The 22,393-nt window shown below is 68.1% G+C and carries 30 protein-coding genes; 9 read left to right on the forward strand and 21 right to left on the reverse strand.

Translation table 11 applies throughout. The annotated features are described in order from the left end of the window. Window positions 1-2: 2 nt before the first annotated feature. Window positions 3-1,295 (forward strand): ATP-dependent protease ATPase subunit HslU, encoded by a 1,293-nt coding sequence (gene hslU / locus O3305_RS12215; protein WP_269572816.1) that lies wholly within the window; start codon window positions 3-5, stop codon window positions 1,293-1,295. Between the two features lie 45 nt (window positions 1,296-1,340). Here the strand turns inward: hslU and O3305_RS12220 are convergent, their stop codons facing one another. From O3305_RS12220 to ypfJ, 8 genes are all read right to left on the reverse strand, one after another. Next, window positions 1,341-1,742, reverse strand: a complete 402-nt coding sequence (locus O3305_RS12220; protein ID WP_269572817.1) for a DUF6491 family protein — start codon at window positions 1,740-1,742, stop codon at window positions 1,341-1,343. A gap of 11 nt (window positions 1,743-1,753) precedes the next feature. After that, on the reverse strand, window positions 1,754-2,143 hold the full coding sequence (locus O3305_RS12225) for a hypothetical protein (protein WP_269572818.1): 390 nt from the start codon (window positions 2,141-2,143) through the stop codon (window positions 1,754-1,756). A 51-nt stretch (window positions 2,144-2,194) separates the two neighbouring features. After that, window positions 2,195-2,920, reverse strand: a complete 726-nt coding sequence (gene gloB, locus O3305_RS12230; RefSeq protein WP_269572819.1) for a hydroxyacylglutathione hydrolase — start codon at window positions 2,918-2,920, stop codon at window positions 2,195-2,197. Window positions 2,921-3,001: 81 nt separating this feature from the next. Continuing rightward, on the reverse strand, window positions 3,002-4,030 hold the full coding sequence (locus O3305_RS12235; RefSeq protein ID WP_269572820.1) for an NAD(P)H-dependent flavin oxidoreductase: 1,029 nt from the start codon (window positions 4,028-4,030) through the stop codon (window positions 3,002-3,004). After that, window positions 4,024-4,479 carry a VOC family protein gene (locus tag O3305_RS12240; RefSeq protein ID WP_184169124.1) on the reverse strand — a complete coding sequence of 152 codons (456 nt, stop codon included), beginning with the start codon at window positions 4,477-4,479 and terminating at the stop codon, window positions 4,024-4,026. The genes O3305_RS12235 and O3305_RS12240 overlap by 7 nt, the downstream gene beginning before the upstream one ends. A 157-nt stretch (window positions 4,480-4,636) precedes the next feature. Continuing rightward, entirely contained in the window at window positions 4,637-5,392 is a 756-nt protein-coding gene (locus O3305_RS12245) for a tetratricopeptide repeat protein (RefSeq protein WP_269572821.1), read from the reverse strand. After that, complete coding sequence (locus tag O3305_RS12250; RefSeq protein ID WP_269572822.1) at window positions 5,377-6,117, reverse strand: alpha/beta hydrolase; 741 nt, start codon at window positions 6,115-6,117, stop codon at window positions 5,377-5,379. Before O3305_RS12250 ends, O3305_RS12245 begins: the two co-directional genes overlap by 16 nt. A gap of 61 nt (window positions 6,118-6,178) precedes the next feature. Continuing rightward, window positions 6,179-7,075: a KPN_02809 family neutral zinc metallopeptidase gene (gene ypfJ, locus O3305_RS12255; protein WP_269572823.1), complete on the reverse strand. Its 897-nt coding sequence runs from the start codon at window positions 7,073-7,075 to the stop codon at window positions 6,179-6,181. 118 nt (window positions 7,076-7,193) lie between these two features. On the opposite strand from ypfJ, the gene O3305_RS12260 reads away from it, so the two are divergent. From O3305_RS12260 to O3305_RS12270, 3 genes are read left to right on the forward strand one after another with little or no spacing between them, the layout of a single operon-like run. Continuing rightward, window positions 7,194-8,333: a patatin-like phospholipase family protein gene (locus O3305_RS12260; RefSeq protein ID WP_269572824.1), complete on the forward strand. Its 1,140-nt coding sequence runs from the start codon at window positions 7,194-7,196 to the stop codon at window positions 8,331-8,333. A gap of 9 nt (window positions 8,334-8,342) precedes the next feature. Beyond that, entirely contained in the window at window positions 8,343-9,128 is a 786-nt protein-coding gene (locus tag O3305_RS12265) for a 3-hydroxybutyrate dehydrogenase (RefSeq protein WP_269572825.1), read from the forward strand. A 31-nt stretch (window positions 9,129-9,159) separates the two neighbouring features. Further along, window positions 9,160-9,789 carry a DUF4893 domain-containing protein gene (locus O3305_RS12270; RefSeq protein WP_269572826.1) on the forward strand — a complete coding sequence of 210 codons (630 nt, stop codon included), beginning with the start codon at window positions 9,160-9,162 and terminating at the stop codon, window positions 9,787-9,789. Here O3305_RS12270 and O3305_RS12275 read toward each other — a convergent pair. Next, window positions 9,786-10,385, reverse strand: a complete 600-nt coding sequence (locus tag O3305_RS12275) for a hypothetical protein (RefSeq protein WP_269572827.1) — start codon at window positions 10,383-10,385, stop codon at window positions 9,786-9,788. The genes O3305_RS12270 and O3305_RS12275 overlap by 4 nt on opposite strands. Before the next feature lie 25 nt (window positions 10,386-10,410). Here O3305_RS12275 and O3305_RS12280 point away from each other — a divergent pair, with 25 nt between their 5' ends. From O3305_RS12280 to O3305_RS12290, 3 genes are all read left to right on the forward strand, one after another. Further along, a complete protein-coding gene (locus O3305_RS12280; protein ID WP_184169132.1) occupies window positions 10,411-11,718 on the forward strand; it encodes an amidohydrolase in 1,308 nt (435 codons plus the stop codon). A gap of 255 nt (window positions 11,719-11,973) precedes the next feature. Beyond that, entirely contained in the window at window positions 11,974-12,360 is a 387-nt protein-coding gene (gene arr, locus O3305_RS12285; protein ID WP_269572828.1) for an NAD(+)--rifampin ADP-ribosyltransferase, read from the forward strand. Window positions 12,361-12,534: 174 nt separating this feature from the next. Then, complete coding sequence (locus O3305_RS12290; RefSeq protein WP_502958202.1) at window positions 12,535-12,798, forward strand: DMT family transporter; 264 nt, start codon at window positions 12,535-12,537, stop codon at window positions 12,796-12,798. Window positions 12,799-12,805: 7 nt separating this feature from the next. Here the strand turns inward: O3305_RS12290 and dmeF are convergent, their stop codons facing one another. The 4 genes from dmeF to O3305_RS12310 are packed head-to-tail and all read right to left on the reverse strand — an operon-like array spanning window position 12,806 to window position 14,794. Then, entirely contained in the window at window positions 12,806-13,726 is a 921-nt protein-coding gene (dmeF, locus tag O3305_RS12295; RefSeq protein WP_269572830.1) for a CDF family Co(II)/Ni(II) efflux transporter DmeF, read from the reverse strand. 8 nt (window positions 13,727-13,734) lie between these two features. Next, on the reverse strand, window positions 13,735-14,010 hold the full coding sequence (locus tag O3305_RS12300) for a metal/formaldehyde-sensitive transcriptional repressor (protein WP_269572831.1): 276 nt from the start codon (window positions 14,008-14,010) through the stop codon (window positions 13,735-13,737). Window positions 14,011-14,058: 48 nt separating this feature from the next. Continuing rightward, entirely contained in the window at window positions 14,059-14,460 is a 402-nt protein-coding gene (locus tag O3305_RS12305) for a hemerythrin domain-containing protein (RefSeq protein ID WP_269572832.1), read from the reverse strand. Window positions 14,461-14,515: 55 nt separating this feature from the next. Further along, window positions 14,516-14,794, reverse strand: coding sequence for a DUF1294 domain-containing protein (locus tag O3305_RS12310; RefSeq protein WP_184169138.1), 279 nt, complete (start codon window positions 14,792-14,794; stop codon window positions 14,516-14,518). Window positions 14,795-14,860: 66 nt separating this feature from the next. On the opposite strand from O3305_RS12310, the gene O3305_RS12315 reads away from it, so the two are divergent. Next, on the forward strand, window positions 14,861-15,736 hold the full coding sequence (locus tag O3305_RS12315) for a LysR family transcriptional regulator (protein ID WP_184169139.1): 876 nt from the start codon (window positions 14,861-14,863) through the stop codon (window positions 15,734-15,736). Here the strand turns inward: O3305_RS12315 and O3305_RS12320 are convergent. The 7 genes from O3305_RS12320 to O3305_RS12350 form a co-directional block, all read right to left on the reverse strand. Next, window positions 15,651-16,244 carry a hypothetical protein gene (locus O3305_RS12320; RefSeq protein ID WP_184169140.1) on the reverse strand — a complete coding sequence of 198 codons (594 nt, stop codon included), beginning with the start codon at window positions 16,242-16,244 and terminating at the stop codon, window positions 15,651-15,653. The two genes, O3305_RS12315 and O3305_RS12320, sit on opposite strands and share 86 nt — an antisense overlap. Next, window positions 16,241-16,450: a cold-shock protein gene (locus O3305_RS12325; RefSeq protein ID WP_184169141.1), complete on the reverse strand. Its 210-nt coding sequence runs from the start codon at window positions 16,448-16,450 to the stop codon at window positions 16,241-16,243. Before O3305_RS12325 ends, O3305_RS12320 begins: the two co-directional genes overlap by 4 nt. Beyond that, complete coding sequence (locus O3305_RS12330; RefSeq protein ID WP_184169142.1) at window positions 16,444-16,728, reverse strand: antitoxin Xre/MbcA/ParS toxin-binding domain-containing protein; 285 nt, start codon at window positions 16,726-16,728, stop codon at window positions 16,444-16,446. The genes O3305_RS12325 and O3305_RS12330 overlap by 7 nt, the downstream gene beginning before the upstream one ends. Further along, on the reverse strand, window positions 16,725-16,898 hold the full coding sequence (locus tag O3305_RS12335; RefSeq protein ID WP_184169143.1) for a hypothetical protein: 174 nt from the start codon (window positions 16,896-16,898) through the stop codon (window positions 16,725-16,727). Before O3305_RS12335 ends, O3305_RS12330 begins: the two co-directional genes overlap by 4 nt. A gap of 172 nt (window positions 16,899-17,070) precedes the next feature. Continuing rightward, window positions 17,071-18,021, reverse strand: coding sequence for a cation diffusion facilitator family transporter (locus tag O3305_RS12340; protein ID WP_184169144.1), 951 nt, complete (start codon window positions 18,019-18,021; stop codon window positions 17,071-17,073). Between the two features lie 9 nt (window positions 18,022-18,030). Continuing rightward, complete coding sequence (locus O3305_RS12345; protein ID WP_269572833.1) at window positions 18,031-18,381, reverse strand: hypothetical protein; 351 nt, start codon at window positions 18,379-18,381, stop codon at window positions 18,031-18,033. 141 nt (window positions 18,382-18,522) lie between these two features. Beyond that, entirely contained in the window at window positions 18,523-19,281 is a 759-nt protein-coding gene (locus O3305_RS12350) for a Bax inhibitor-1/YccA family protein (protein ID WP_269572834.1), read from the reverse strand. Window positions 19,282-19,376: 95 nt separating this feature from the next. Between O3305_RS12350 and thpR the strand changes: the two genes are divergently transcribed. Continuing rightward, window positions 19,377-19,913 (forward strand): RNA 2',3'-cyclic phosphodiesterase, encoded by a 537-nt coding sequence (gene thpR, locus O3305_RS12355; RefSeq protein ID WP_269572835.1) that lies wholly within the window; start codon window positions 19,377-19,379, stop codon window positions 19,911-19,913. Window positions 19,914-20,055: 142 nt separating this feature from the next. On the opposite strand, the gene O3305_RS12360 is transcribed toward thpR, so the two are convergent. Continuing rightward, window positions 20,056-22,359, reverse strand: a complete 2,304-nt coding sequence (locus tag O3305_RS12360; protein WP_269572836.1) for an ATP-binding protein — start codon at window positions 22,357-22,359, stop codon at window positions 20,056-20,058. Window positions 22,360-22,393 lie beyond the last annotated feature (34 nt).

Here is a 22,393-nt window from a genome sequence, read left to right on the forward strand (position 1 = left end):
CAATGAACGAGAATCTCACGCCCAAGGCGATCGTCGCCGCTCTCGATGCGCACATCATCGGCCAGAAGGATGCCAAGCGCGCCGTGTCGGTGGCGCTGCGCAACCGCTGGCGCCGCCAGCAGCTCTCGGCCGATCTCCGCGACGAGGTCACGCCGAAGAACATCCTGATGATCGGGCCGACCGGCTGCGGCAAGACCGAGATCAGCCGCCGCCTCGCCAAGCTCGCCGACGCCCCGTTCGTGAAGGTCGAGGCGACCAAGTTCACCGAAGTCGGCTATGTCGGCCGCGACGTCGAGCAGATCGCCCGCGACCTGGTCGAGGAAGCGATCCGGCTCGAGAAGGAGCGCCGCCGCGCCGCGGTGAAGGACAAGGCCGAGGAAGCGGCGATGGGCCGGTTGCTCGACGCGCTGACCGGCAAGGACAGCTCCACCGCCACCCGCGAAGCCTTCAAGCAGCGCTTCGCCGAGGGCACGCTCGACAATGCCGAGATCGAGATCGAAGTCGAGCAGGCCCCGGCCATGCCCTTCGACATCCCGGGCGGCGCGCCCCAGATGATCAACCTGGGCGAGATGATGAAGGGCCTTGCCGGCACCCCGCTCAAGCGCCGCAAGATGAGCGTCCGCGCCGCCTGGACCAAGCTGGTCGAGGAAGAGGCCGACAAGCGGCTCGACCAGGACGAGGTTAGCCGGGTTGCCTTGGCCGATGCCGAGGCGAACGGCATCGTCTTCCTCGACGAGATCGACAAGATCGCGGTGAGCGATGTGCGCGGCGGCTCCGTCTCGCGCGAAGGCGTGCAGCGCGACCTGCTGCCGCTGATCGAGGGTACGACGGTTGCGACCAAATACGGGCCGATGAAGACCGATCACATCCTCTTCATCGCCTCGGGCGCCTTCCACGTCGCCAAGCCGAGCGACCTGCTCCCCGAGCTGCAGGGCCGCCTGCCGATCCGCGTCGAGCTGAAGGGCCTGACCGAGGAGGATTTCGTCGCGATCCTGTCGGACACCAAGGCGAGCCTGGTGCAGCAGTACGCCGCGCTGCTCGGCACCGAGGGCGTCAGCATCGACTTCACCCAGGACGGCATCCGCGCGGTCGCGCGCATCGCCGCCGAGGTGAATGGCGAGGTCGAGAATATCGGCGCCCGCCGCCTGCAGACGGTGATGGAGAAGCTGCTCGAGGACATCAGCTTCGGCGCCGAGGACCGCAAGGGCGAGACGCTGGTGATCGACGGCGCCTATGTCGACAAGCAGCTCGCCGCGGTGGCGCGGAACACCGATCTGAGCCGCTACGTGCTGTGAAGTTCGAATCCCTCCCCCGCGGCGCCGGGGGAGGTTTTTTTGGAATTATTTGGCCTTCTCGTACGGCGTGAACTTGCCGAACATGCAATAGGCGCTCGGGATGCTCGATCCCGGATCCAGCACCCGGAACCGGTCGTTCCGGCAGATCTGCGATCCATGCACCTCGACGATCAGCGTGGTGTAGGGTCTCAGCCCAGGACAGGAACTGCCCAGGTCGTTGCGCCACAAGGTCCGGCCCAGCGGCTTGTAGAGGATCGTGTGGTCATCGATGATCTGCGGTCCGTCGCTGTCGGTCACCGAGATGCAGTCCCGCGGCGCCCCCGCCACCCGGTCGCCCAGCGCCGAAGCCAGGTCCTTCTGCGCCTCGGCCTGTTGCGAGGCCATCATCTCGCTGCTCGCGGTACAACCCGCCAGCCCGATCGCGGCGATCAGCATCACAGCACGCATCGCCGCTCTCCTCACTTGCTGTAGGGCACGAACGGCCCCAGCGCGCAGGATCCGGTCCACATGCCGCCGATCCGCGCCCGCGTCTGCACCGTATCGCCCCTACAGACCCGACCGCTGACGCTGGTGATCACCGGCAGGTCGCCGCGCGACAGCCCCGGACAGGAGCCAATCAGGTCGCTGCGCCAGACCTTGTTGCGTCCGCCGATATAGAGGATCGTATTGGCATAGCCCTGCATCTCGCTCGTCCGCTGCGGCGGCAGGCAATCCACCGGCGCACCGGGGGTAAGCCCGGCAAGGCGCTTGGCAATCCTGGCGTCGTCGCTGTTCGCGCCCTTCTGGGGCAGCGCGGTATTGGCCGCGCAGGCAGCGAGGATCAGAAGCGGTGTGGCGAAGCGGATCATCATCTGTCTCCCGTCGCCCCCGACACTGTCCGGACTATACGCCCGCGTCGATCAAAAAACATCCTTTGCAGCACGCCGCTCGGCGAGCTGCTCGACGCTTTCCGCGCGCAGGAACGGGTTGGTCGCCAGCTCGGCGCCAATCGTCGTCGGCACGGTCGGCTCGCCGGCTTCGCGCAGTGCATCGACCTCGGTCATGCGCGCCTGCAACGCCGCATTGTCCGGCTCCACGCTGAGCGCGAAACGGCCGTTCGCCTGGGTATATTCGTGAGCGCAATAGACCTTTGTCTCGGGCGGCAGCGTCGCAAAGTACCGCATGTTGCGGAACATCTGCTCCGCCGTCCCCTCGAACAGCCGGCCGCAGCCCATCGCGAACAGCGTGTCGCCGACGAAGATGATGCCCTCGGACGCGAAATGGAAGGCGATGTGCCCGGCGGTATGCCCCGGCACGTCGACCACCTGCGCGACATGCTGGCCGACCTTGATCTTGTTGTTCGACCCCGCCAGCCAGTCGGCGCCCGGGATGCGCGTGCCCTCACCCGAAGGCGCGATGATCACCGCGCCGGTCTCCGCCTTCAGCTGCGCATTGCCGCCGGTATGATCGGGATGCCAATGGGTGTTGAGGATCGCGTTGAGCTTCCACCCGCGTAGCTTGAGCTCCTCGAGCACCGGCGCGGCATCGCCCGGATCGACCACGGCGGTCTTGTCCGCGCGCTTGTCGTGGATCAGCCAGATATAGTTGTCGCTGAGCGCTGGAATGCGGACGATCTCGAGTGCCATGATACCCTTCCGCTTTCCTTTTAGGCCTTTAACCAGACTTTGCACCAATTCCGCGCAATTTTGCTGCGCGATCGTGCAGCTTCAACGCCGCGCGGCGCGGAGCTCCTCGACCAGCCGGCGCACCAGCGCCTCCGCCCCCATTGCCCGCACCCGCGCCACGTTCGTCCCCGCCCAGAGCGGCGAATAATCGCCCCGGCCATCGGCCTCCGCATGCGCGCGCAACGGCGCGAGCGCATTGGAGCCATAAGGGAAGGCCGGCACCTCCGTGCGGATCGGCCCCAGCTCGCGCATCAGCCGGTTGCGGATACCTTGCGCCTCCCGGCCCGAGAACAGATTGGTGAACTGCGTCGTGACCTCGGTGCCGAGCAGCGCGCGGAACGGTGCCGAGATACTGCTCTCTTCCGCCGCCAGGAAGGCGGTGCCGAGCTGCACCGCGCTCGCCCCCGCCGCCAGCGTCCGGGCGATGTCCGCGCCGTCGGTGATCCCGCCCGCGGCGATCAACGGCACGGCGATCTTCTCGGCCAGCAGCTCGGCAAGCGGCACCGGCGCATGCGCATCACCCAGGAACCAGCCGGCATGCCCGCCCGCTTCCGTCCCCTGCCCGATCACGGCATCCACACCGCGCTCGGCGAGCCAGCGCATCTCCGCGCGCGTCGTCGCATTGCCGAAAACCAGCGCCCCGGCTGAGCGCACCCGCGCGAGCAGCGCTTCGTCCGGCAGCCCGAAATGGAAGCTGACGACCTCCGGCCGCGCCGCCTCGACCGCCGCGCACAGCGCCGCATCGAACGGCCGGCGCAGTGGCGGCGCCGTACCCGGCGCCACGCCTTCCCCGGCATAATAGGGCGCGAGCAACGCCCGCCAGGCGCTTTCGTCCGGCGCCGGATCGGGCAGATGATGGCAGAAGAAATTGAGGTTGAGCGGTCCCGCCGCGCCGGCACGAACCTCGGCGACCTGCGCGGCGAGCTGTTCTGGGGTCAGCAGCGCGCAGGGCAGCGATCCAACCGCTCCGCCCCGCATCGCCGCGATCGCGAGCCCGGGCCCGCCGGCACCGGCCATCGGCGCCTGGATGATCGGGGCGCGGGCCCCGATCGTCTCGAGAAAGCCTACCACTGCCCCGTGTTCGGCATCGACGCCCAGGGCTCGGCCGGCGGCAGCGGATCGCCCGCCTGGAGCAGCTCGATCGAGATGTTGTCGGGGGTGCGGACGAACGCCATGTTGCCGTCGCGCGGCGGGCGGTTGATCGTCACGCCGCCGTCGAGCAGCCGCTGGCAGGTCTCGTAGATATTATCGACGCGGTAGGCCAGGTGCCCGAAATTGCGGCCGCCGGTGTACACCTCGGCCGGGCTGCCGTCCTCGGCCGGCCAGTTATAGGTCAGTTCGACCTCGGCATCGGCGCGCTTGCCCTCACCCTTGCTGTCCTCGTCGGCGGCCAGGAAGATCAGCGAGAACCGCCCCGCCTCGCTGTCCATCCGCCGGACCTGCTTGAGGCCCAGCAGCTCGAAAAAGGCGATCGTGGCGTCGGGATCCGTCACGCGGATCATCGTGTGGAGATAGCGCATGCGGCGGGAGATAGGGGCGGGCGGAGGGAAGCGCCAGTCCTGCCGAAGCCCCTCCCTGGAAGGGAGGGGTTGGGGGTAGGGAAGAGTCCCACCGATACCGACGCTCGCGGACAGGCCCCACCCCAAACCTCTCCCCTGTAGGGGAGGATTTAAGAGGTCACTTCTCCGTCGCCGAGAACTGCTCCAGCGCCTTGCGCGCCGCGCTGGCCAGGCCGGTGCCCGGCGCCAGCTCGATCACGCGCGCCCAGGCGGTGCGTGCATCCGCTTCGTTGCCGCTTGCCGCCGCGATATTGCCTGCCTCGAGCTGGACCGAGGGATCGTCGCCCGAGCGCCGCAGCGCTTCGGTGATGTCGTGTGCCGCGCGCGGCAGGTCGCCTGCGCGCCGCGCCAGCGTCGCCGAGAGCAGCCAAGCGAGCGGATCCTTGTCGGCATAGGTCAGCGCCCGGTCGATGTCGCTGCGCGCCGCTTCCATGTCGCCCAGGGCGACCATCGCCCGTGCCCGGTCGAGATGCGCCTCGCCCAGATCGAGCCCGGCCAGCGCGCCGGTCGCCAGTGCCGCGTCGATCGCCGCACGTGCCTTGGCGGGCTGCTGCGCCGCGATCCAGGCGTTGCCGGCCGAGGCCCAATATTGCGGCGCGCGCGGGTCCTTCGCGGTCTCCGCCTCGCGCGCCGCATCCTCGAACGCGCCGGCCGCCGCCGCCCATTTGCCGCCATTGGCATAGGCCACGCCCAGGCACTGACGCGCCAGCACGCCGCCCCCCTCGGTGCGCCACTGGCCGGCATCGACGACGCCCTTGGCGGGGTCGGTCGTCGCCAGGTCCATGCACTGGGTGAAGCGCGGCGGTTCCTTGGGCGCCGCCGTCGCCTCCTGCACCGGAACGGTCTGGAGGGCGAGGATCAGGATGGGGAGCATAGGGTGAGCACTTCCTCGAGCGCACGCACGATCAGGGCCAGGTCCTGCTCGCGCGAAAAACGATGTTCCGCGTCCTTGACCAGCAGAGTCTGCACCATGTCTGAACGGATCATCGCCGCCAGCCGCGGGGCATATTCCCAGGGCACTTCCCTGTCCTTCTGCCCCTGGAGCAGCCGCACCGGGCCACCCCAGGCGATCGGCTGGACGAGCACGCGATTGGCCTCGCCCGAAGCCCAGAAGCCCCGCGTCGTCACGGTCGGCTGGTCGCCATAGTCGTTCGGCGTCTCGAGCCGGCCCTGCTGGAGCAGGATCATCTTCTGCTCCATGGTGAAGCCCCAGTCGGTGAAGTCCGGCGCCGCAGCGATGCCGACCAGGCCTGCGACCACTTCCGGCCGCGCCTTGGCGATCATCGCCATGATCCAGCCGCCCATCGACGAGCCGACCAGCACCACCGGGCCCTTCACCACCTCGTCGATCATCCGCAGCGCGTCATCGCGCCACGCCGCCAGCGTCCCGTCCTCGAAATTGCCTTCGCTCGCCCCGCAGCCCGAATTGTCGAAGCGCAGGAACGCCCGGCCGTTGGCCCTGGCCCATTCCTCGAGGTGCAGCGCCTTGGTGCCGTTCATGTCGGACGCATAGCCACACAGGAACATCACCGTCGGCCCGGCGCCGGGGGTGTGATGGTAGGCGAGGTTGGGAGGTGGGGGCGTAGTTTCTTCGGTCATGACGGAGGCTTAGCGCCTCCCCCAAAACCCGTCATCCCCGCCCTCGCAGGGAGGACGGCTATTAGATCCCGGCCGAAAACGTATCGCACTGGCCCGGATCGCCGGTCTCCAGCCCCTTCTTGAGCCAGGCCATGCGCTGCGCCGAGGTGCCGTGGGTGAAGCTCTCCGGCACCACCGTGCCCTGCATCTGGCGCTGGAGCGTATCGTCGCCGATCGCGTTCGCCGCGGTCATGCCTTCCTCGATGTCGCCCGGTTCGATCCGGTCCTTGTTGCGCGCCGCCCAGACGCCGGCGAAGCAATCCGCCTGCAGCTCCAGCCGCACCGACAGGGCATTGCCCTCGGCCTGGCTCGCCCGCGCCTGCAGCCGCGAGACCTTGTCCGAGGTGCCGAGCAGGTTCTGGATATGGTGGCCCATCTCGTGCGCGATCACATAGTCGCGGGCGAAGTCGCCCTTGGCGCCGAAGCGCTGCTCCAGTTCCTGGAAGAAGCTGGTGTCGAGATACACGCCGTCATCCGCCGGGCAGTAGAACGGCCCGACCGCCGAGCTCGCCGCGCCGCAGCCCGACTGGACATTGCCTTGGTAGAACTTGATCGTCGCCGGGCGATATTGCGCGTTCGATTCCTTGAAGATCGTCGCCCAGGTATCGTCGGCCAGCTTCATCACCCGGCACGATTCGAGCCGCAGGTCGCCCTGGCACACCTGCCGCCCGCTCTGTCCCGCGGTCGGCGACTGGCCGGTCGAGCCGCCGCCGGTGCTGCCCAGCATCCCGCCTCCGCCGCCGCTCATCGCGAAATAGGCGATGGCGATCAGGCCGATGATCGCGATGCTGCCACAGCCCATGCCGCGGCCGAGCAACAGGGGCAGCAGCCCGAGCAGTCCGAAACCACCGCCACCTCCGCCACCACCGCTCCCCAGGTCCTGGGCGTGGTCGGTTGGGTCGATATCGTCGAGCCGCATGGCGATCCTCTTTATTTAGCCATCGCAACAATGCCCGAACTGGCATTGCGTTGCACGTGCCAAGCCATACCAAAAGATGCACTTCCCTCGGCCCCGGCTTTCGGCCACAGCAACCGCCATGGCAGACGCCGAGTCACGTCCCCGCCGCCAAGCCACCGGCCTTCCGCTGCCGGATACGGTCGCGCTGGTATTGCAGGGCGGCGGTGCCCTTGGCGCCTATCAGGCCGGCGTCATCGACGAACTCCATACCGCCGGGATCGAAGTCGACTGGGTCGCCGGCATCTCGATCGGCGCGGTCAACGCGGCCCTTTTCGCCGGCAACCTGCCCGGGAAGCGCCTCGCCGCGATCCGCACCTTCTGGGAAGATGCCACCGCCGCGCTGCCCGATTTCTCGCTGCCGATGCACGATGCCGCACGCGAGTTGAGCCATGAATGGGCCGCCGGCATGGTCATGCTCGGCGGCGTGCCCGGCTTCTTCCGCCCGCGCCTGCTGCCGCCCGCCTTCGCCGTCCCCGGCACGCCCGAGGCGCTGAGCTTCTACGATACCTCGCCCCTGCGCGAGACGCTCGACCGGCTCATCGACTGGGAGCTGCTCAACAACGGTCCCGTCCGCCTCTCGGTCGGCGCGGTCGATATCCAGAGCGGCAATTTCCGCTATTTCGACACGCATGACGAGAAGCTCGATGCGCGCCACATCATGGCATCGGGGGCGCTGCCACCGGGCCTGCCCCCGATCGAGATCGACGGCTGCTGGTATTGGGACGGCGGCCTCGTCTCCAACACCCCGCTCACCCATGTCCTCGACCGGCAATATGCCGAGACGCTGATCTTCCAGGTCGATCTCTTCCCGTCGATCGACGAGCTGCCCCGCACGATGACCGACGTGATCGCGCGCGAGAAGGAGATCCGCTTCTCCAGCCGCACCCGCGCCGTCTCGGACGAGCGAATGCGCCTGCGGCAGGAGCGCCAGATGGTCTGCCGCCTGCTCGACAAGCTCCCGCCCGAGCTGCAGGACGATCCCGACGTCCAGGCGGTCCGCGCCCGAGTCTCTGAATTTCCGGTCAGCCTCGTCCAGCTGATCTACCGCGCCAATGCCTGGGAAGGCGGCGCGCGCGACTTCGAATTCTCGGCGCGTTCGATGCACGAGCATTGGCAGGCCGGCCGCACCGATGTGGCCGAGACCATGGCCAATGCCCAGATCGTCGCCCGCAACATCCTCGACGGCCACACCGCCGCCTTCGACCTCACCCAGCGTTAGGAGTATTCCATGTTCCTCAAGGGCAAGTCCGCCATCATCACCGGTTCGACCTCGGGCATCGGCCTGGCCTATGCCAAGGCACTCGCCGCCGAGGGCGCGAGCGTGGTGATCAACGGCTTCGGCGATGCCGCCGCGATCGAGACGGAGCGCGCCGCGCTCGAGGCGACCAGAGGCGCGAAGGCGCTCTACGACGCTGCCGACATGACCAAGCCCGATCAGATCGCGGCGATGATCCAGCGCTGCCATGACGAGCTCGGCGGCCCGCACATCATCATCAACAATGCCGGCATCCAGCATGTCGCCCCGATCGACGAATTCCCGGTCGAGAAATATGACGCGATCATCGCGATCAACCAGTCCTCGGCCTGGCACATGATGCGCGCCGCGGTGCCGTTCATGAAGGCGCAGAAATGGGGCCGGATCATCTCCACCGCCTCGGCCCACAGCCTCGTCGCCAGCCCCAACAAGTCGGCGTACGTGATGGCCAAGCATGCGATCGCCGGCCTCACCAAGACGATCGCGCTCGAAGTCGCCACGCATGGCGTCACCGTCAACTGCGTGTCGCCGGGCTATGTCTGGACCCCGCTGGTCGAGAACCAGATCCCCGACACGATGAAGGCGCGCGGCCTCACCCGGGAGCAGGTGATCAACGACGTGCTGCTCGATGCGCAGCCGACCAAGCAGTTCGTCACTTCGGAACAGGTGGCGGCGCTGGTGCTTTTCCTTTGCCGGGACGAGGCGGCACAGATTACCGGTGCCAATTACTCGATCGACGGCGGCTGGACCGCTGCCTAAGGCGGTTTGGCGCCTGAAGAAGGGAAGAGGCATGAAGGGGATCCCCGCCGCCGCGGCATTGCTCGCGATCGGCTTCACCACCGGGTGCAGCGTCTATCGCGACGCCACCGCCACGCGCCCGCCCGCCGGCTGGAGCTGGCGCAAGGTGATGACCACGGCGGACGCCGATCGCATCCGCCAGTGGCGCCGCGCCTGGGACGATGCGCTCGCCCCGGCCAAGGCAGCGAACCCCGCGGCGATCGCGGCGGATCCCCAGCTCTTCGATCCCGACGTGGCGCTCGGCACCGCGATGCCCCCGGCCGGCGACTATCGCTGCCGCACCGTCAAGCTCGGCTCGCAGCAGCCGCTCACCCCCTATTACGCCGCCTATCCCGCCGGCCAGTGCCGGATCACGGTGCAGGGCCCGGAAATCCATTTCGTCCGCCTCGACGGCCAGCAGCGCCCGGACGGGCTGCTCTACCCCAACACCGATGCCCGCTCGATGTTCATCGGCGTGATGGTGCTGGGCGACGAGACTGCGCCGCTGCGCTACGGCGTCGATCGCAAGCGCGACATGATCGGCTATGTCGAGCGCATCGGCGAGAAGCGCTGGCGGCTGGTGCTTCCCTATCCGGGCTTCGAGTCAAAGCTGGATGTGATCGAGCTGGTCCCGGCGGGCTAGGTAGCCCGCAACCCGAACTCCCGCACGATGAACGCATAGAGTTCGGGCGCCTTGGCCCGCACATTCTCGCGCCGGAAGGGCGGCCGCGCGGCATCACCGTGCAGCACCACGCTGGCGGTCATCGCGAAGAATTCGAACGCGTTGGTCAGCATATAGGCCCGTGCCGGCCAGCGCCCGCTCGCCACCGCCTCGCGGTAGAAGCGCTGCACGTCCGGATTCTGCTGGCCGCCCGGCATCTTGAGCAGCTGCCAGCGGTGGATCAGCTCGTGGAGCAGCACCGGATTCTCCACCGGCTGCACCACCCGGGCGAAGAACACCCCGCGCGGCCCGGCGCGCGTCTTGGTCCCCGCCTCGCGGTCCACCGTGATAACCTGCGCCGCGAAGAAATCGCGCGCTTCGTCCGATACTCGCAGCGCCTTCACCAGCGCGATCTGCGCGGCAAGCGAAGCCGCGACCTCGGGCGTCTGCGCGCCGCCCTGCCAGTCGATCGCGAAGTCCTGGGCGGCCCAGGCAGGCCGCGCCAGCCCCAGCAGCAGCGCGCCACCGATCAGCTTCCTGCGCGAGAGGTTTGACAGGTTCCGGCACCCAAGCGACATTCGCGCCTCCATCAGGGGGAACCATATGCTCCGGTCGCTTCTTCTCGCAACTGCGATGACTTTCACCACGCCCGCTCTTGCCGATCCGGTGCACGACGCGACCCAAGCCGCGCTCCCCCAGCTCATGGAATTCTATCGCGACTTCCATTCCAATCCCGAACTCAGCCTCCACGAAGTGAAGACCGCCGCCAAGCTGGCGGAAGAAGCGCGCAAGGCCGGGTTCAAGGTCACCGAGAAGGTCGGCGGCACCGGCGTGGTCGCGGTGCTCGAGAACGGCCCCGGCCCGGTCGTGCTGATCCGCGCCGACATGGACGGCCTGCCGGTCACCGAGCAGACCGGCCTCGCCTTCGCTTCCAAGGTGCGCACCACCAGCGATGAAGGCATCGAGACCGGGGTGATGCACGCGTGCGGGCATGACACGCATATGGCGAGCTGGATCGGCACGCTGCGCAACCTCGCCGCGATGAAGTCCAAATGGCACGGCACCGTCATCATGATCGCCCAGCCGGCCGAGGAGCGCGGCATGGGTGCCAAGGCGATGCTCGACGACGGGCTGTTCACCCGCTTCCCCAAGCCGCAATATGCCCTCGCCTTCCACGACAGCGCCGGCCAGCCCGCCGGCCAGATCGGCATCACCGCCGGCTATGCGCTGGCGAACGTGGACTCGGTCGACGTCATCGTGAAGGGCGTCGGCGGGCACGGTGCCTATCCGCAGACGACCAAGGACCCGATCGTCCTCGCCGCGCGCATCGTCACGTCGCTGCAGACCCTGGTCAGCCGCGAAGTCGATCCGCAGGAAGCCGCGGTGGTCACCGTCGGCATGATCAAGGGCGGCTCCACCCACAACATCATCAGCAGCGAAGTGACGATGCTGCTCACCGTGCGCAGCTTCAAGCCGGAGGTGCGCAAGCTGCTGCTCGACGGCATCGCCCGCATCGCGAAGGGCGAGGCGATCGCGGCGGGCGTGCCCGACGACCGCCTGCCCGAGGTGAAGGTCCGCGACAATTTCACGCCCGCCACTTTCAACACCCAGCCGATCACCAGCCGGATGCAGGCGCTGTGGACCGCGCGCTTCGGCAAAGACCGGGTAGTCGAGACCAAGGCGGTGATGGGCGGCGAGGATTTCAGCCGCTACTGGCTGGCCGACAATTCGATCCAGAGCCTGATCTTCTGGGTCGGCGGCGTGCCGGCGGACAAATGGGCCGCATCGGACAATGGCAAGAAGCCCCTGCCCTCGCTCCACAGCCCCTTCTGGGCGCCCGATGCCGAAGCCGTGGTCGGCACCGCGACCGAGGCGATGACGTCGGCGGCGCTGGATATCCTGAAGAAGTAGGCGACGGCTCGCGAGAACAACCTGCTCCCCGGCGAAAGCCGGGGGCCAGGAAGACAAGCGACGCGGCAGAGAAATCCTGTGCCCCGGCCTTGGCCGGGGAACGGGCTTCGGAACAGCGGTTCCGGACGCGGGGCGCCGGCGAGTCTTCGCGGCCTCTTCCCACTATCATTGTCTAACCCGGAACCGGGATTGCGGCAAGCCGGGGTACCTGTTGCATGTAGCTGCCCTCGATTCGCAGACGAGGAGCAACGGCACATGATCTACTATCACGGCACCCGCGCGGACCTTCACCCCGGCGACCTGATCGCCGCCGGATACGCCTCGAACTATGGCGCGCGCAAAGCCAATCCCTGGGTTTATTTCGCCGGCACGCTCGAAGCCGCGATCTGGGGCGCCGAGCTGGCGCAGGGCGAGGGGCGCGAGCGCATCTACATGGTCGAGCCGACCGGCGCGTTCGTCGACGATCCCAACCTCACCGACAAGAAATTTCCGGGCAATCCCACGCTTTCCTACCGTTCGCACGAACCGCTGCGCGTCACCGGCGAGATCGAGCAATGGCAGGGCCATTCGCCGGAGCAATTGCAGCACATGAAGGACGCGCTCGCGCGGCTGAAGGCGCAGGGCATCGAAGCCATCGACTGACCCGCCTTGATCCGGTCGCCGCGCCGCCCTAGATGACCGGCGCGGCGACCACGTTCCCGTCTCCCATGCGGAGGTTCAAGACCGGGACGGCCCGGCAGTCCTTTTCAGGAGGCTGCTGTGGTTTGGTTCATTCTCGTTATTGCCGGTCTGCTCGAAGTCGTCTGGGCCTTCTTCATGAAGCAGTCCGAAGGCTTCACGAAGCTCATCCCCTCGATCGTCACCCTCGTCACCATGGGCGCCAGCTTCGGCCTGCTCTCGTTGTCGATGCGGACCCTGCCCCTCGGGACCGCCTATACGGTGTGGACCGGCATCGGCGCGGTCGGCGCCTTCGCGGTGGGGATCGTGGTGCTCGGCGAGCAGGTCAGCCTGATGCGGCTCGGCGCCGCCGCGCTGATCGTCTCCGGCCTCGTATTGATGAAGCTGTCCACCACGTCCTGAGCCGGGCTCAGCGGCACTCCACGGTCAGGTGCGCCAGTTCGTGCACCGGCGCCAGCCGCGCGCGGACGGTATCAGCATCCGCCCCCACCACGCTGACGATCGCCGCCCGCGCCTCGGGCCCGACCCGCCACACGTGCAGGTCGGTGATCCGCACCCCGCCCGCGGCAAGCAGCTCGCGCACTTCCCCGGCGACATGGTCGTCGGTCCGATCGAGCAGCACGGCGGCGGTATCGCGCATCAAGGTCCAGGACCAGCGCGCGATGACCACCGCGCCGACGATCCCCATCGCCGGATCCATCCACGCCCAGCCCAGATAGCGCCCGGCGAGCAGCGCCGCGATCGCCAGCACCGACGTCAGCGCATCGGCCAGTACATGGACGTACGCCGAGCGGAGGTTGTTGTCGTGGCCGTGATGGTGATGATGCCCATGATCGTGGTGGTGATGATCATGCCCGTGGTGATGGTGATGCCCGCCCGAGAGCAGCAGCGCGCTGACCAGGTTCACCGCCAGCCCCAGCACCGCGACGATCGTCGCTTCGCCGAAGGCCACGGTGATCGGCTCGAACAGCCGCAGCACCGATTCCACGCCGATCCCCAGTGCGATCAGCCCCAGCACCATCGCCGAGGCGAAGCCGGCCAGGTCACCGACCTTGCCCGTGCCGAAGCTGTAGGCGGCGCTGCGCGCATGTTTCTTCGCATAGCTGTAAGCAATTGCGGCCACCGCCAGCGCCCCGGCATGCGTCGCCATGTGGAAACCGTCGGCGAGCAGCGCCATCGATCCGGTCCAGTAGCCGGCGACGATCTCGCCAACCATCATCACCGCGGTCAGCGCCACCACCCACAACGTGCGCCGGGCATTCTCGTCATGCGCGGCGCCCAGGAACACATGCTCGTGCGCCAGCGCGTCGATCTCGGGAAGCGTAGCCATGGAAAATCCTATTTCGAATAGCGGCGGATCACCGCCAGCAGCTCTTCCGCGCCCTGTGCGCGCTCGGCATCGCTGAGCCCGGGTGCGGCGACATGCGCCTCGAGATGGTCGGCGATGATCTCGTCGAGCAGCCCGTTCACCGCGCCGCGCACCGCCGCCACGAGCTGCAACACCTCGGCGCAGCCGGCTTCGCCCTGCAGCGCCCGCTCGACGGCGCCGACCTGCCCGCCGATGCGCCGCACGCGCGCGAGCAACGCGCTGTTGTCATGGGAAAGATGCGCCATACCTATACCCCCTATAGGTATATTAGCGGCAGGTAAAGCCCGCCGCGTTCAGCGCATCGCTTCCAGCAGCGGATAGAGGATCGCCTTCTCGCGCTCGATGCGTCTGCGCATCGAAGCGCGCATGGCCGTCGATGCCGCCCGATAGCCATCCCAGTCGGCGACGACGCGGTCGATCGTCCACCCGCCGACATGCCGGCTGCTGCTGGAGAGCATCTCGGCGCTGTTCTCGCGCAGCCGTTCGATCTCCGCCACCACCTCCGGCGCGTTGCCCTCGCGCAGCCGCGCGCTGGCCTCATCGACGAGCCGCCGGCGCCGGCTGCTCGCCCGGCTCAGCCGCCAGCGGATCGCGGCCAGCGCGCTCGCATCGGGCGCGGCCGCATGCGTCGCGTCCTCCAGTTCCTGGATTCCGGCGAGCAATGCCTCATGTGCCGCGAGAAGCTCCGCCAGCATGCCATCCCCTCAATTGACCTGCTCGATCAACGCATTGCGGTCAGCTGCGATCCGCTCAGGCGCGCACAGCGAGCATGAGCAGGCCGATCGCGGCACTCATCTGGACCAGGACGATCAGCACCAGGTAGAGCGAGAAAGGCTGCTTGCGCGTCTTGTGGCGGAACAGCCGACGCGCGGCGAAAGCGCCCGGCGATCCGCCGAGCAGCGCCAGGCCGAGCAGGTCACGTTCGGGAATACGCCGTCCGCCGGCGATCGCGCGCCTTTTGTCCTGCCAGAAGCGCAACAGGGTCCAGAGATTGATGGCGACGAGCCAGAGAAGCGCAGCGGCAAGCATCGCCCCGCCTTATCCGCTCGTCCCCATCTGGCGCCATGCATGAGATAAACTTATTCTCCGGCCTGCATGGTCCGCCCCCACCTCCCCCTCAATGCCCTGCGCGCCTTCGAAGCCTCGGCCCGCCACCTCAGCTTCACCCGCGCCGCGATCGAGCTCTGCGTCACCCAGGCGGCGATCAGCCACCAGGTGAAGGGGCTGGAGGAGCGGCTCGGCGCCCAGCTCTTCCGCCGCCTGCCGCGCGGCCTGGCGCTCACCGACGAAGGCCTCGCCCTGCTCCCCGCGCTCGGCGACAGCTTCGATCGCATCGCCGAGCTGGTCGAAGGCATCACCAGCGGCACGGCGGCCCAGCTCCTCTCGGTCGCCGCGGTCGGCACCTTCGCCACCGGCTGGCTGCTGCCGCGCCTGCCGGCCTTCCACGCCGCGCACCCGCGGATCGACCTGCGCCTGTTCACCAACAACAACCGCGTCGATCTCGCCGGCGAAGGGCTCGACTATGCGATCCGCTTCGGCGCCGGCGCCTGGCACGGCACGGAAGCGGTGCCGCTGATCGAGACCCCGCTCACCCCGCTGTGCACGCCGGCCCTGGCAGAGAAGCTCTCAACCCCCGCCGACCTGCTCGCGCTGCCGCTGCTCCGCTCCTATCGCGCCGATGAATGGCCGCGCTGGCTGGCCGAGGCCGGCATCGCGCCGGTCCCTTTGCGCGGCCCGGTGTTCGACAGCTCGCTGGCGATGGCCGAGGCGGCGGTACAGGGCATTGGCGTCGCGCTCGCCCCACCGGCGATGCTCGCCCGCCACCTCGAGGAAGGCCGCGTCGTTCGCCCCTTCGACCTCGAAGTCAGCACCGGCCGCTACTGGCTCACCTGGCTCCAGTCGCGCACGCCAAGCCCGGCAATGGCGGCGTTCCGGGAGTGGATAGCGGCACAGGCAGCCCCGTCTCGCTGAACAGCTGCGCGGCGATCGCCCGGTAATAGCCGCATATCTCGTCGAGCTCGGCGCCCGACATGCTCAGCCGCTCGCCGATCGCGACGCGGGGCAGCGCCACGCCGTCCCGCATCGGCCAGCCGACCGTCATGCTGATGTCGCCCCGCCGATCCCCCCGGCGCACCAGCCCCTCGCAGTGGAACAGGCAGTCGCGGCTGCGCGCCAACGCGATCAATCGGGCGTGGTCGCCATGCGGAGCACCGGTCATCGCGCGCAACGAGGCGAGCTTGCTGGCGGTGGCGCGCTCGCCCGCGGGCATTGCGATTCCGCGGGCGCCGGCCAGCGCATCGATCAGCAGACTCAGGAAACGATCGAGCTCGCGCAGCCCGTTGCCGAGCACCCGGGCACGATACCGTCCCTCGATCGCACGCGGCGGCCCCTCACGCGCCAGCCCCTGCGCCAGGAAATCGGCGCCGCGCTGCAGGGTGGCATGGGCCCGCGCCAGCTCGGCGCGGTCACGTCCGGTCAATCGCAGAGCTTCAGGTCATGGGCGCAGGTCTGGCCCCGGCTGTCGGTGCGCAGCGCATAGGTAACGCGCTGGCGCGATTCGAGCCGGTCCAGCCCTGAAGCGGCGAGTGCGCTGGCATGGACAAAGGCGTCGTCTCCGCCCCTGTCCGGCTGGATCACGCCGAAGCCACCGGCGGTGTGGTAGAAGAACACCGTGCCACTCAGCATGGAGCCGCCTTTCGCGCCGCGATCGCCTGCTCCACCGCGGCGAGCCCCTCGGCGCTGGCGACAGCCAGGTCGAGCGGCCGCCCGCCCAGCGCCGCGTCATGGCCGTTGAGGAACAGCGTCGCCTCCTCGCGGCCCAGCGCCTCGAACGCGATGCGCGCCGCGCGGCCCTGGCGCTCGGCAGACTGCGGATCAAGCCGCGCCGCAGTGAACTGCCTGCGGAACGGCCGGGTCTGCGGCCGTTCTTCGGGCGTCGACGCCGGTACGCTCGCCTCGCTCATAGGCTCGCCACCATGGGCAGCGGCGCATCCAGCGCGTCACGCAGTTCGGCGATCCGACGCGCATAGCCCCGCACCAGTCCCTGATGCGCGCAGCGTGCTTCCGATGACGCGGCGTCGCGGGCGCGTACCAGCGAAACCTGATGGCGATATAAGAGATAATTGAGATCCATGATGTGCCTCCGCATTTCGTAAGCGGGAGCGCACAAGTCTCTCAGCCGCGGGCGCCTACATGTCGGAACTGCTCGCGATGCCCGAGCTTTAGCACGGCGACGAGACCGGCGATAGCGCGATGGCACCGGCCGTGCGAGATTGCCCGGGCCCGATCCTCTCCCCGGGGCAAGCTCACCCCATCGCCACGGCGTCCACCGCATCCTCGCGCTTCTCGGGCCGGATATAGATCGAACTCAATTTCGGCTCCTGCGCCTTCAGCCGGTGCTCGATCCGCTCGATCAACGTCTCCGCCTCGCCCATCGGCAGCGTGTCGGCAAAGTCGGCGCTGATCGCCACGAAGATGCGGTCGGGCGCGGTGTGGATCGTGCGCACATGGTTCACATGGGTGATGCACGGCTCGGCCTCGAGCAGCGCCCGGATCCGCGCGACCATGTCCAGGTTCGCGCGCTCGCCGATCAGCAGCCCCTTGGATTCGCGTGCGAGCAGGCCCGCAACCGCCGCCAGGATCACGCCGATCACGATCGACGCCCAGCCGTCGATCCGCGGATCGCCCCAGTGATGGCTCGCCCATATGCCGATGCCGGCGACGATCAGCCCGGCGAGCGCCGCCGTATCCTCGAACAGCACGATGAAGCCCGAGGGATCCTTCGATTCCTTGATCGCCTTCCACCAGCCGCAATCGCCCTTGCTGGCGGCGAATTCGCGCATCGCGATCCACCAGCTGGTGCCTTCGAGCGCGAAGGCGATGACGAGTACGACGTAGTTGGGCAGCGGGTCGCGCAGGGGTTCGGGCGACCGGATGTGCAGCCAGCCCTCATAGATGGAGACGCCGGCGCCCAGCCCGAAGATCAGGATCGCGACGACGAACGCCCAGAAATAGAGTTCGCGGCCATAGCCGAAGGGATGATCGCGATCAGGCGGGCGCTTTGCCCGATATTGCCCGTAGAGCAGCAGGCCCTGATTGCCCGTGTCGACTAGGCTGTGCACCCCCTCGGTAAGCATCGAGGAGGAACCGGTAATCGCGGCCGCCACGAACTTGGCGACCGCGATTCCGAGATTGGCGGCCAGCGCCGCGTAGATGACGATGTTGGCGCGCCATCCCGACGCGGGCGAGGCCGCCATTGCCTGGGCTTAGCCGAGGCCGATCTTCGACAGGATATTGCCGATCACGCCCTTGTCTTCGCCGGCCTTGGCCAGCTTGGCCTCGGCCTTCGGATCATAGCCCGAGCTTTCGGGCAGATCGCTATGGCTGTGACTGTGCACTGGCTGGGTGGATGCCGGCGGGTCCGACGCATCCATCGACTCGTCGAGCCCGCGGTCGAGCCGCGCTTCCTTGCTCTCCGGGTTGCGGTAGAGCCGCTCGGCAATCGATTCGTCGGTGCCTGCGTCCGCGGACTGGGCCGTCGTACGCACGGTTTCTTCGTCTGGGCCCGGTGCCACCGACATGCGGTCCAGCGCCGGGTCGATCGGGTTTGCTTCCATGACTTCACTCTCCTGAGCGTTGCCATGTTGTAACGAACGCAATTCGATTCGCGTTCCCGTGCCGGAAACCATGCGGGCGCAAAAGAAAACGGCCCGGCGAGTTTCCCCGCCGGGCCGCAATTTCTTTTACCTGCAGGGAACTTAGTTCCGCTGGCTGCCGAACAGGCGGAGCAGGAACAGGAACATGTTGATGAAGTCGAGGTAGAGCGTCAGCGCGCCCATCACCACGGCCTTGCCCATCATGTCCGTGCCGGCCACATAGCTGTACATGCTCTTGATCTTCTGCGTGTCATAGGCGGTCAGGCCGGCGAACAGCAGCACGCCGATCGCGTTGATCGCAAAGGCCAGCGGGCCCGACTGCAGGAACAGGTTGATCAGCGAAGCGACGATCAGGCCGACCACGCCCATGATCAGGAACGTGCCGAAGCCCGACAGGTCCTTCTTGGTGGTGTAGCCCCACAGGCTCAGGCCCGCGAAGCCGGCCGCCGTGGCGAAGAACACCTGGGCGATCGAGGTGTCGGTATAGACGAGGAAGATCGTCGACAGCGACAGGCCCATCACCGTGGCATAGACCCAGTACAGGGCCTGCATCGCCGGGGTGGACAGGCGCATCTGGCCGAAGCTCATCAGCAGCACGATGCCCAGCGGCGCCAGCATCACCACCCAGCCGAGCAGCGTCGGCGCATAGCCGACCCCGCGCGAGGTCTGCTGCAGCGCGAACAGCACGTCGATCGCGCCGCTCTTGGCGAACAGCAGCGCGACGATGCCCGTCAGCAGCACGCCCGACGCCATGTAGTTGTAGACGGACAGCATATACGACCTGAGCCCCGCGTCGCGCGCTTCCACGCCCGCGCCGGCGGTCCCATAGGTACCCGTCCGGGGATCCGACCAATCAGCCATTGCAAAACTCCTTTGTCCGGCACCTGCCGGTCATGGTGTAATATCGCGCTCATACGGGGTGTTTTCAAGCAAAACCGGGGCTATCAGCCCTGAGTATGATCCGCCTGTTCGTCGGCCTGCGTCCTCCCGCCCCGATCCGCGCCAAGCTGCTCGGCCTGATGGGCGGCATCCCCGGTGCCCGCTGGCAGGATGACGACCAGCTCCACATCACGCTGCGCTTCATCGGCGATGTCGACGAGCGCGCCGCCGAGGATGCGGCGACTGCTCTGTCAGGCGTCTATTGGCCGCCGATCGAACTGTCCCTGGAAGGCGTCGGCGCGTTCGACAAGCGCGGCCGGGTGAACGCGGTCTGGGCCGGCGTGCGCCCAAAGGAGCAGCTCGCCGCGCTCCACCGCAAGGTCGATCAGGCGCTGGTCCGCGCCGGCCAGCCGCCGGAAGGCCGCGCCTATCTGCCGCATATCACCCTGGCGCGGATGAACAGCCCCACCGAGGTCGTCGAACGCTTCGTCGAAGCGCATGCCGGCCTCGCCAGCACCCCCTTCACGCTCGACCATTTCTTCCTGTTCGAAAGCAGTCTCGGCCACGAAGGCGCGCGCTACGACGCGGTGGCGCGCTATCCGCTGAACGGCTGAAGCCCCTGACCCGTCACCCCAAACGACCCCGTCATCCCGGCCTTGAGCCGGGGTCCCGCTTCTTCTTCGGCGGGGCAAGACAGCGGGATCCCGGCTCAAGCCCGGGATGACAAAAAAGGGAGGTCAGGGCAGCGACCAGCCGCTACCCCCGCTTCCCCTCGATCACCGCGCGCACCTTCCGCGCCAGCTGCTCGCGCGTGTACGGCTTGGACAGCAGCTCCACGCCCGCATCGAGCCGGCCGTCATGAACGATCGCATTCTCGGTATAGCCCGAGGTGAACAGCACCGCGAGTTCGGGCAGCCGCGCCCGCGCCAGCCGTGCCAGCTCGGGGCTCTTCAGCGCGCCGGGCATCACCACATCGGTGAACAGCAGGTCGATCGCCACTCCGCTCTCGATCACGCTCAGGGCACTCTGCGCGTCATTGGCGCGCAGCACGGTATAGCCCAGCTCGGTCAGCAGCTCGACCACCGTCGCCTGCACATCGGGATCGTCCTCGGCGACCAGGATCGTCTCGCTGCCACCGCGCATCGCCACCGTCTCGTGCGAGGCGACAAGCACTTCCTCGCGCTTGCGCACGCGCGGGAGGTACAGCTTCACCGTCGTGCCGTGGCCGACTTCCGAATAGAGCTTCACATGCCCGCCGGACTGCTTGACGAAGCCATAGACCATCGACAGCCCCAAGCCCGATCCCTGCCCCTCCGGCTTGGTCGAGAAGAACGGCTCGAACACCTGCTCGATCACTTCGGGCGGGATGCCGCTGCCGGTGTCGGTCACCGCCAGCATCACATATTGCCCGGCGGGCACGTCCTCGAGCCGCCGCGTATAGTCATCGTCCAGCGAGGCATTGGCCGCCTCGATCGTCAGCTTGCCCGTGCCCTGCATCGCGTCGCGCGCGTTGATCGCGAGGTTGAGGATCGCATTCTCGAGCTGGGTCGGGTCGGCCTGGCAGTTCCAAAGCCCGCCCGAGGTAATGACCTCGATCGCGATCGCCTCGCCCAGCGCACGGCGGAGCATGTCCTCCATCCCACCCAGGAACTTGCCGACGTTGAGTACCCGCGGCTCGAGCGGCTGGCGCCGGCCAAAGGCGAGCAGCTGGCTGGCGAGCTTCGATCCGCGCTGCACGCCGGCCAGCGCGTTCGCCACCCGGCGCTCGGCTTTCTCGTTCCCCTGCACGTCGCGCGCGAGCAGCTGGAGGTTGCCCGAGATCACCTGGAGAAGGTTGTTGAAGTCGTGCGCCACGCCGCCGGTCAGCTTGCCGATCGTCTCCATCTTCTGCGCCTGCTGGAGCGCCGCGAACACCGCCTCGCGCTCGAGCACGGCTTCCGCGACGCGGATCTCCAGCCCCTCGTTGAGCACGCGCAGCTCTTCCTCGGCCTGGGCGCGGCGATGCAGCTCGCGCTCGACCGCTTCGAACAGCCGGGCATTGTCCATCGCCAGCGCTGCCTGGCCCGCCAGGCTGACCAGGCTCGCCTCGGCCGCCTCGCTGAACCGCCCGGGCTCGGGATGGCCATAGAGCAGCCCGCCGATCACATCGCCCGAGGGCGTGCGCACCGGCACCGCCAGATAGGAGCGCACCGGCAGATGCCCCTCCGGCATGCCGCGGAACGGCGCGTTGTCGCCATAGCGCGGGTCGAGCGTGACATCGTCCACCCGGATGATCCCGGTGCCGGCAAAGGTCGGCTCGAACAGCCGCGTGATCCGCGGCATCGGGAATTTCTCGAAGGCGGATCGCGGTGCCCCGGCCAGCGCGTAGAGCATGTACGCCTCGGCCTGGTCGTCATCGACATGGTTGTAGAAGAAGGCGCCGAACTTCGCCCCGATCAGCGCCACCCCCGCATCCACCGCGGTCTGCGCCACGCGTGCGCTGTCGCGCTCGCCGGTGATCGCCACGCCCGCCTGGTTGACCACCTCAAGCGTCCGCGTCTTCTCCTCCAGCGCCCCGCGCGCCTCATGCTCGCGCTCCGCCGTCTCGTAATGCTCGGTGCGGTCGGCGCTGGTCCCGAAGATGCCGAGCACCGCGCCATCCGCCCCGCGGATCGGCGTCATCGCCAGATCGACCCGGATATCGACCTTCTCGCCATTGCCGCGCACCGCCTGCACGTGCAGCCCGGGACGGACCACCGCCTCGCCGCCCAGCGCCCGCTCGAAATGCTGCCCCACCTTGTCCCAGACCTGCGGCCAGCTCTTGTTGTAGGAGCGCCCGAAGATCCGGGCATTCTCGTCGCGATAGGCCTCGAGGATCCGGTCGTTGTAGAAGAACAGATAGTCCGCCCCCCAGGTGACGAAGGCGCGCTGGGGAGATGCCAGCATCAGGTCGAGCGCGACCTTGAGCTCGCCCGGCCACTCCGCGACCGGCCCGAGCTCGGGCACCGCGAAGTCGGGCGCACGCAGTCTTTCCCCTGTTTCCCCGCCGTGGCTTGGCCAGGCGGTGTCGGCTTCGGCCATCCATGCTCCCCATGGGCCCCCGCCCTGGGCAGGG

The organism is Sphingomonas sp. NIBR02145 (assembly GCF_027359115.1).
Classification (GTDB): domain Bacteria; phylum Pseudomonadota; class Alphaproteobacteria; order Sphingomonadales; family Sphingomonadaceae; genus Sphingomonas; species Sphingomonas kyeonggiensis_A.

What these genes read in the sequence shown, in the direction of transcription:
- hslU (WP_269572816.1), top strand. Translation starts at nt 3, where the DNA reads ATGAACGAGAATCTCACGCCCAAGGCGATCGTCGCCGCTCTCGATGCG.
- O3305_RS12275 (WP_269572827.1), bottom strand. Translation starts at nt 10,385, where the DNA reads ATGTCGCTTGGGTGCCGGAACCTGTCAAACCTCTCGCGCAGGAAGCTG.
- ypfJ (WP_269572823.1), bottom strand. Translation starts at nt 7,075, where the DNA reads ATGCGGCTCGACGATATCGACCCAACCGACCACGCCCAGGACCTGGGG.
- O3305_RS12260 (WP_269572824.1), top strand. Translation starts at nt 7,194, where the DNA reads ATGGCAGACGCCGAGTCACGTCCCCGCCGCCAAGCCACCGGCCTTCCG.
- O3305_RS12315 (WP_184169139.1), top strand. Translation starts at nt 14,861, where the DNA reads ATGGTCCGCCCCCACCTCCCCCTCAATGCCCTGCGCGCCTTCGAAGCC.
- O3305_RS12220 (WP_269572817.1), bottom strand. Translation starts at nt 1,742, where the DNA reads ATGCGTGCTGTGATGCTGATCGCCGCGATCGGGCTGGCGGGTTGTACC.
- O3305_RS12350 (WP_269572834.1), bottom strand. Translation starts at nt 19,281, where the DNA reads ATGGCTGATTGGTCGGATCCCCGGACGGGTACCTATGGGACCGCCGGC.
- O3305_RS12360 (WP_269572836.1), bottom strand. Translation starts at nt 22,359, where the DNA reads ATGGCCGAAGCCGACACCGCCTGGCCAAGCCACGGCGGGGAAACAGGG.
- O3305_RS12335 (WP_184169143.1), bottom strand. Translation starts at nt 16,898, where the DNA reads ATGGATCTCAATTATCTCTTATATCGCCATCAGGTTTCGCTGGTACGC.
- thpR (WP_269572835.1), top strand. Translation starts at nt 19,377, where the DNA reads ATGATCCGCCTGTTCGTCGGCCTGCGTCCTCCCGCCCCGATCCGCGCC.
- O3305_RS12280 (WP_184169132.1), top strand. Translation starts at nt 10,411, where the DNA reads ATGCTCCGGTCGCTTCTTCTCGCAACTGCGATGACTTTCACCACGCCC.
- O3305_RS12270 (WP_269572826.1), top strand. Translation starts at nt 9,160, where the DNA reads ATGAAGGGGATCCCCGCCGCCGCGGCATTGCTCGCGATCGGCTTCACC.
- O3305_RS12225 (WP_269572818.1), bottom strand. Translation starts at nt 2,143, where the DNA reads ATGATCCGCTTCGCCACACCGCTTCTGATCCTCGCTGCCTGCGCGGCC.
- O3305_RS12240 (WP_184169124.1), bottom strand. Translation starts at nt 4,479, where the DNA reads ATGCGCTATCTCCACACGATGATCCGCGTGACGGATCCCGACGCCACG.
- O3305_RS12330 (WP_184169142.1), bottom strand. Translation starts at nt 16,728, where the DNA reads ATGAGCGAGGCGAGCGTACCGGCGTCGACGCCCGAAGAACGGCCGCAG.
- O3305_RS12340 (WP_184169144.1), bottom strand. Translation starts at nt 18,021, where the DNA reads ATGGCGGCCTCGCCCGCGTCGGGATGGCGCGCCAACATCGTCATCTAC.
- O3305_RS12300 (WP_269572831.1), bottom strand. Translation starts at nt 14,010, where the DNA reads ATGGCGCATCTTTCCCATGACAACAGCGCGTTGCTCGCGCGCGTGCGG.
- dmeF (WP_269572830.1), bottom strand. Translation starts at nt 13,726, where the DNA reads ATGGCTACGCTTCCCGAGATCGACGCGCTGGCGCACGAGCATGTGTTC.
- O3305_RS12325 (WP_184169141.1), bottom strand. Translation starts at nt 16,450, where the DNA reads ATGCTGAGTGGCACGGTGTTCTTCTACCACACCGCCGGTGGCTTCGGC.
- gloB (WP_269572819.1), bottom strand. Translation starts at nt 2,920, where the DNA reads ATGGCACTCGAGATCGTCCGCATTCCAGCGCTCAGCGACAACTATATC.
- arr (WP_269572828.1), top strand. Translation starts at nt 11,974, where the DNA reads ATGATCTACTATCACGGCACCCGCGCGGACCTTCACCCCGGCGACCTG.
- O3305_RS12290 (WP_502958202.1), top strand. Translation starts at nt 12,535, where the DNA reads ATGAAGCAGTCCGAAGGCTTCACGAAGCTCATCCCCTCGATCGTCACC.
- O3305_RS12245 (WP_269572821.1), bottom strand. Translation starts at nt 5,392, where the DNA reads ATGCTCCCCATCCTGATCCTCGCCCTCCAGACCGTTCCGGTGCAGGAG.
- O3305_RS12305 (WP_269572832.1), bottom strand. Translation starts at nt 14,460, where the DNA reads ATGCTGGCGGAGCTTCTCGCGGCACATGAGGCATTGCTCGCCGGAATC.
- O3305_RS12310 (WP_184169138.1), bottom strand. Translation starts at nt 14,794, where the DNA reads ATGCTTGCCGCTGCGCTTCTCTGGCTCGTCGCCATCAATCTCTGGACC.
- O3305_RS12265 (WP_269572825.1), top strand. Translation starts at nt 8,343, where the DNA reads ATGTTCCTCAAGGGCAAGTCCGCCATCATCACCGGTTCGACCTCGGGC.
- O3305_RS12345 (WP_269572833.1), bottom strand. Translation starts at nt 18,381, where the DNA reads ATGGAAGCAAACCCGATCGACCCGGCGCTGGACCGCATGTCGGTGGCA.
- O3305_RS12250 (WP_269572822.1), bottom strand. Translation starts at nt 6,117, where the DNA reads ATGACCGAAGAAACTACGCCCCCACCTCCCAACCTCGCCTACCATCAC.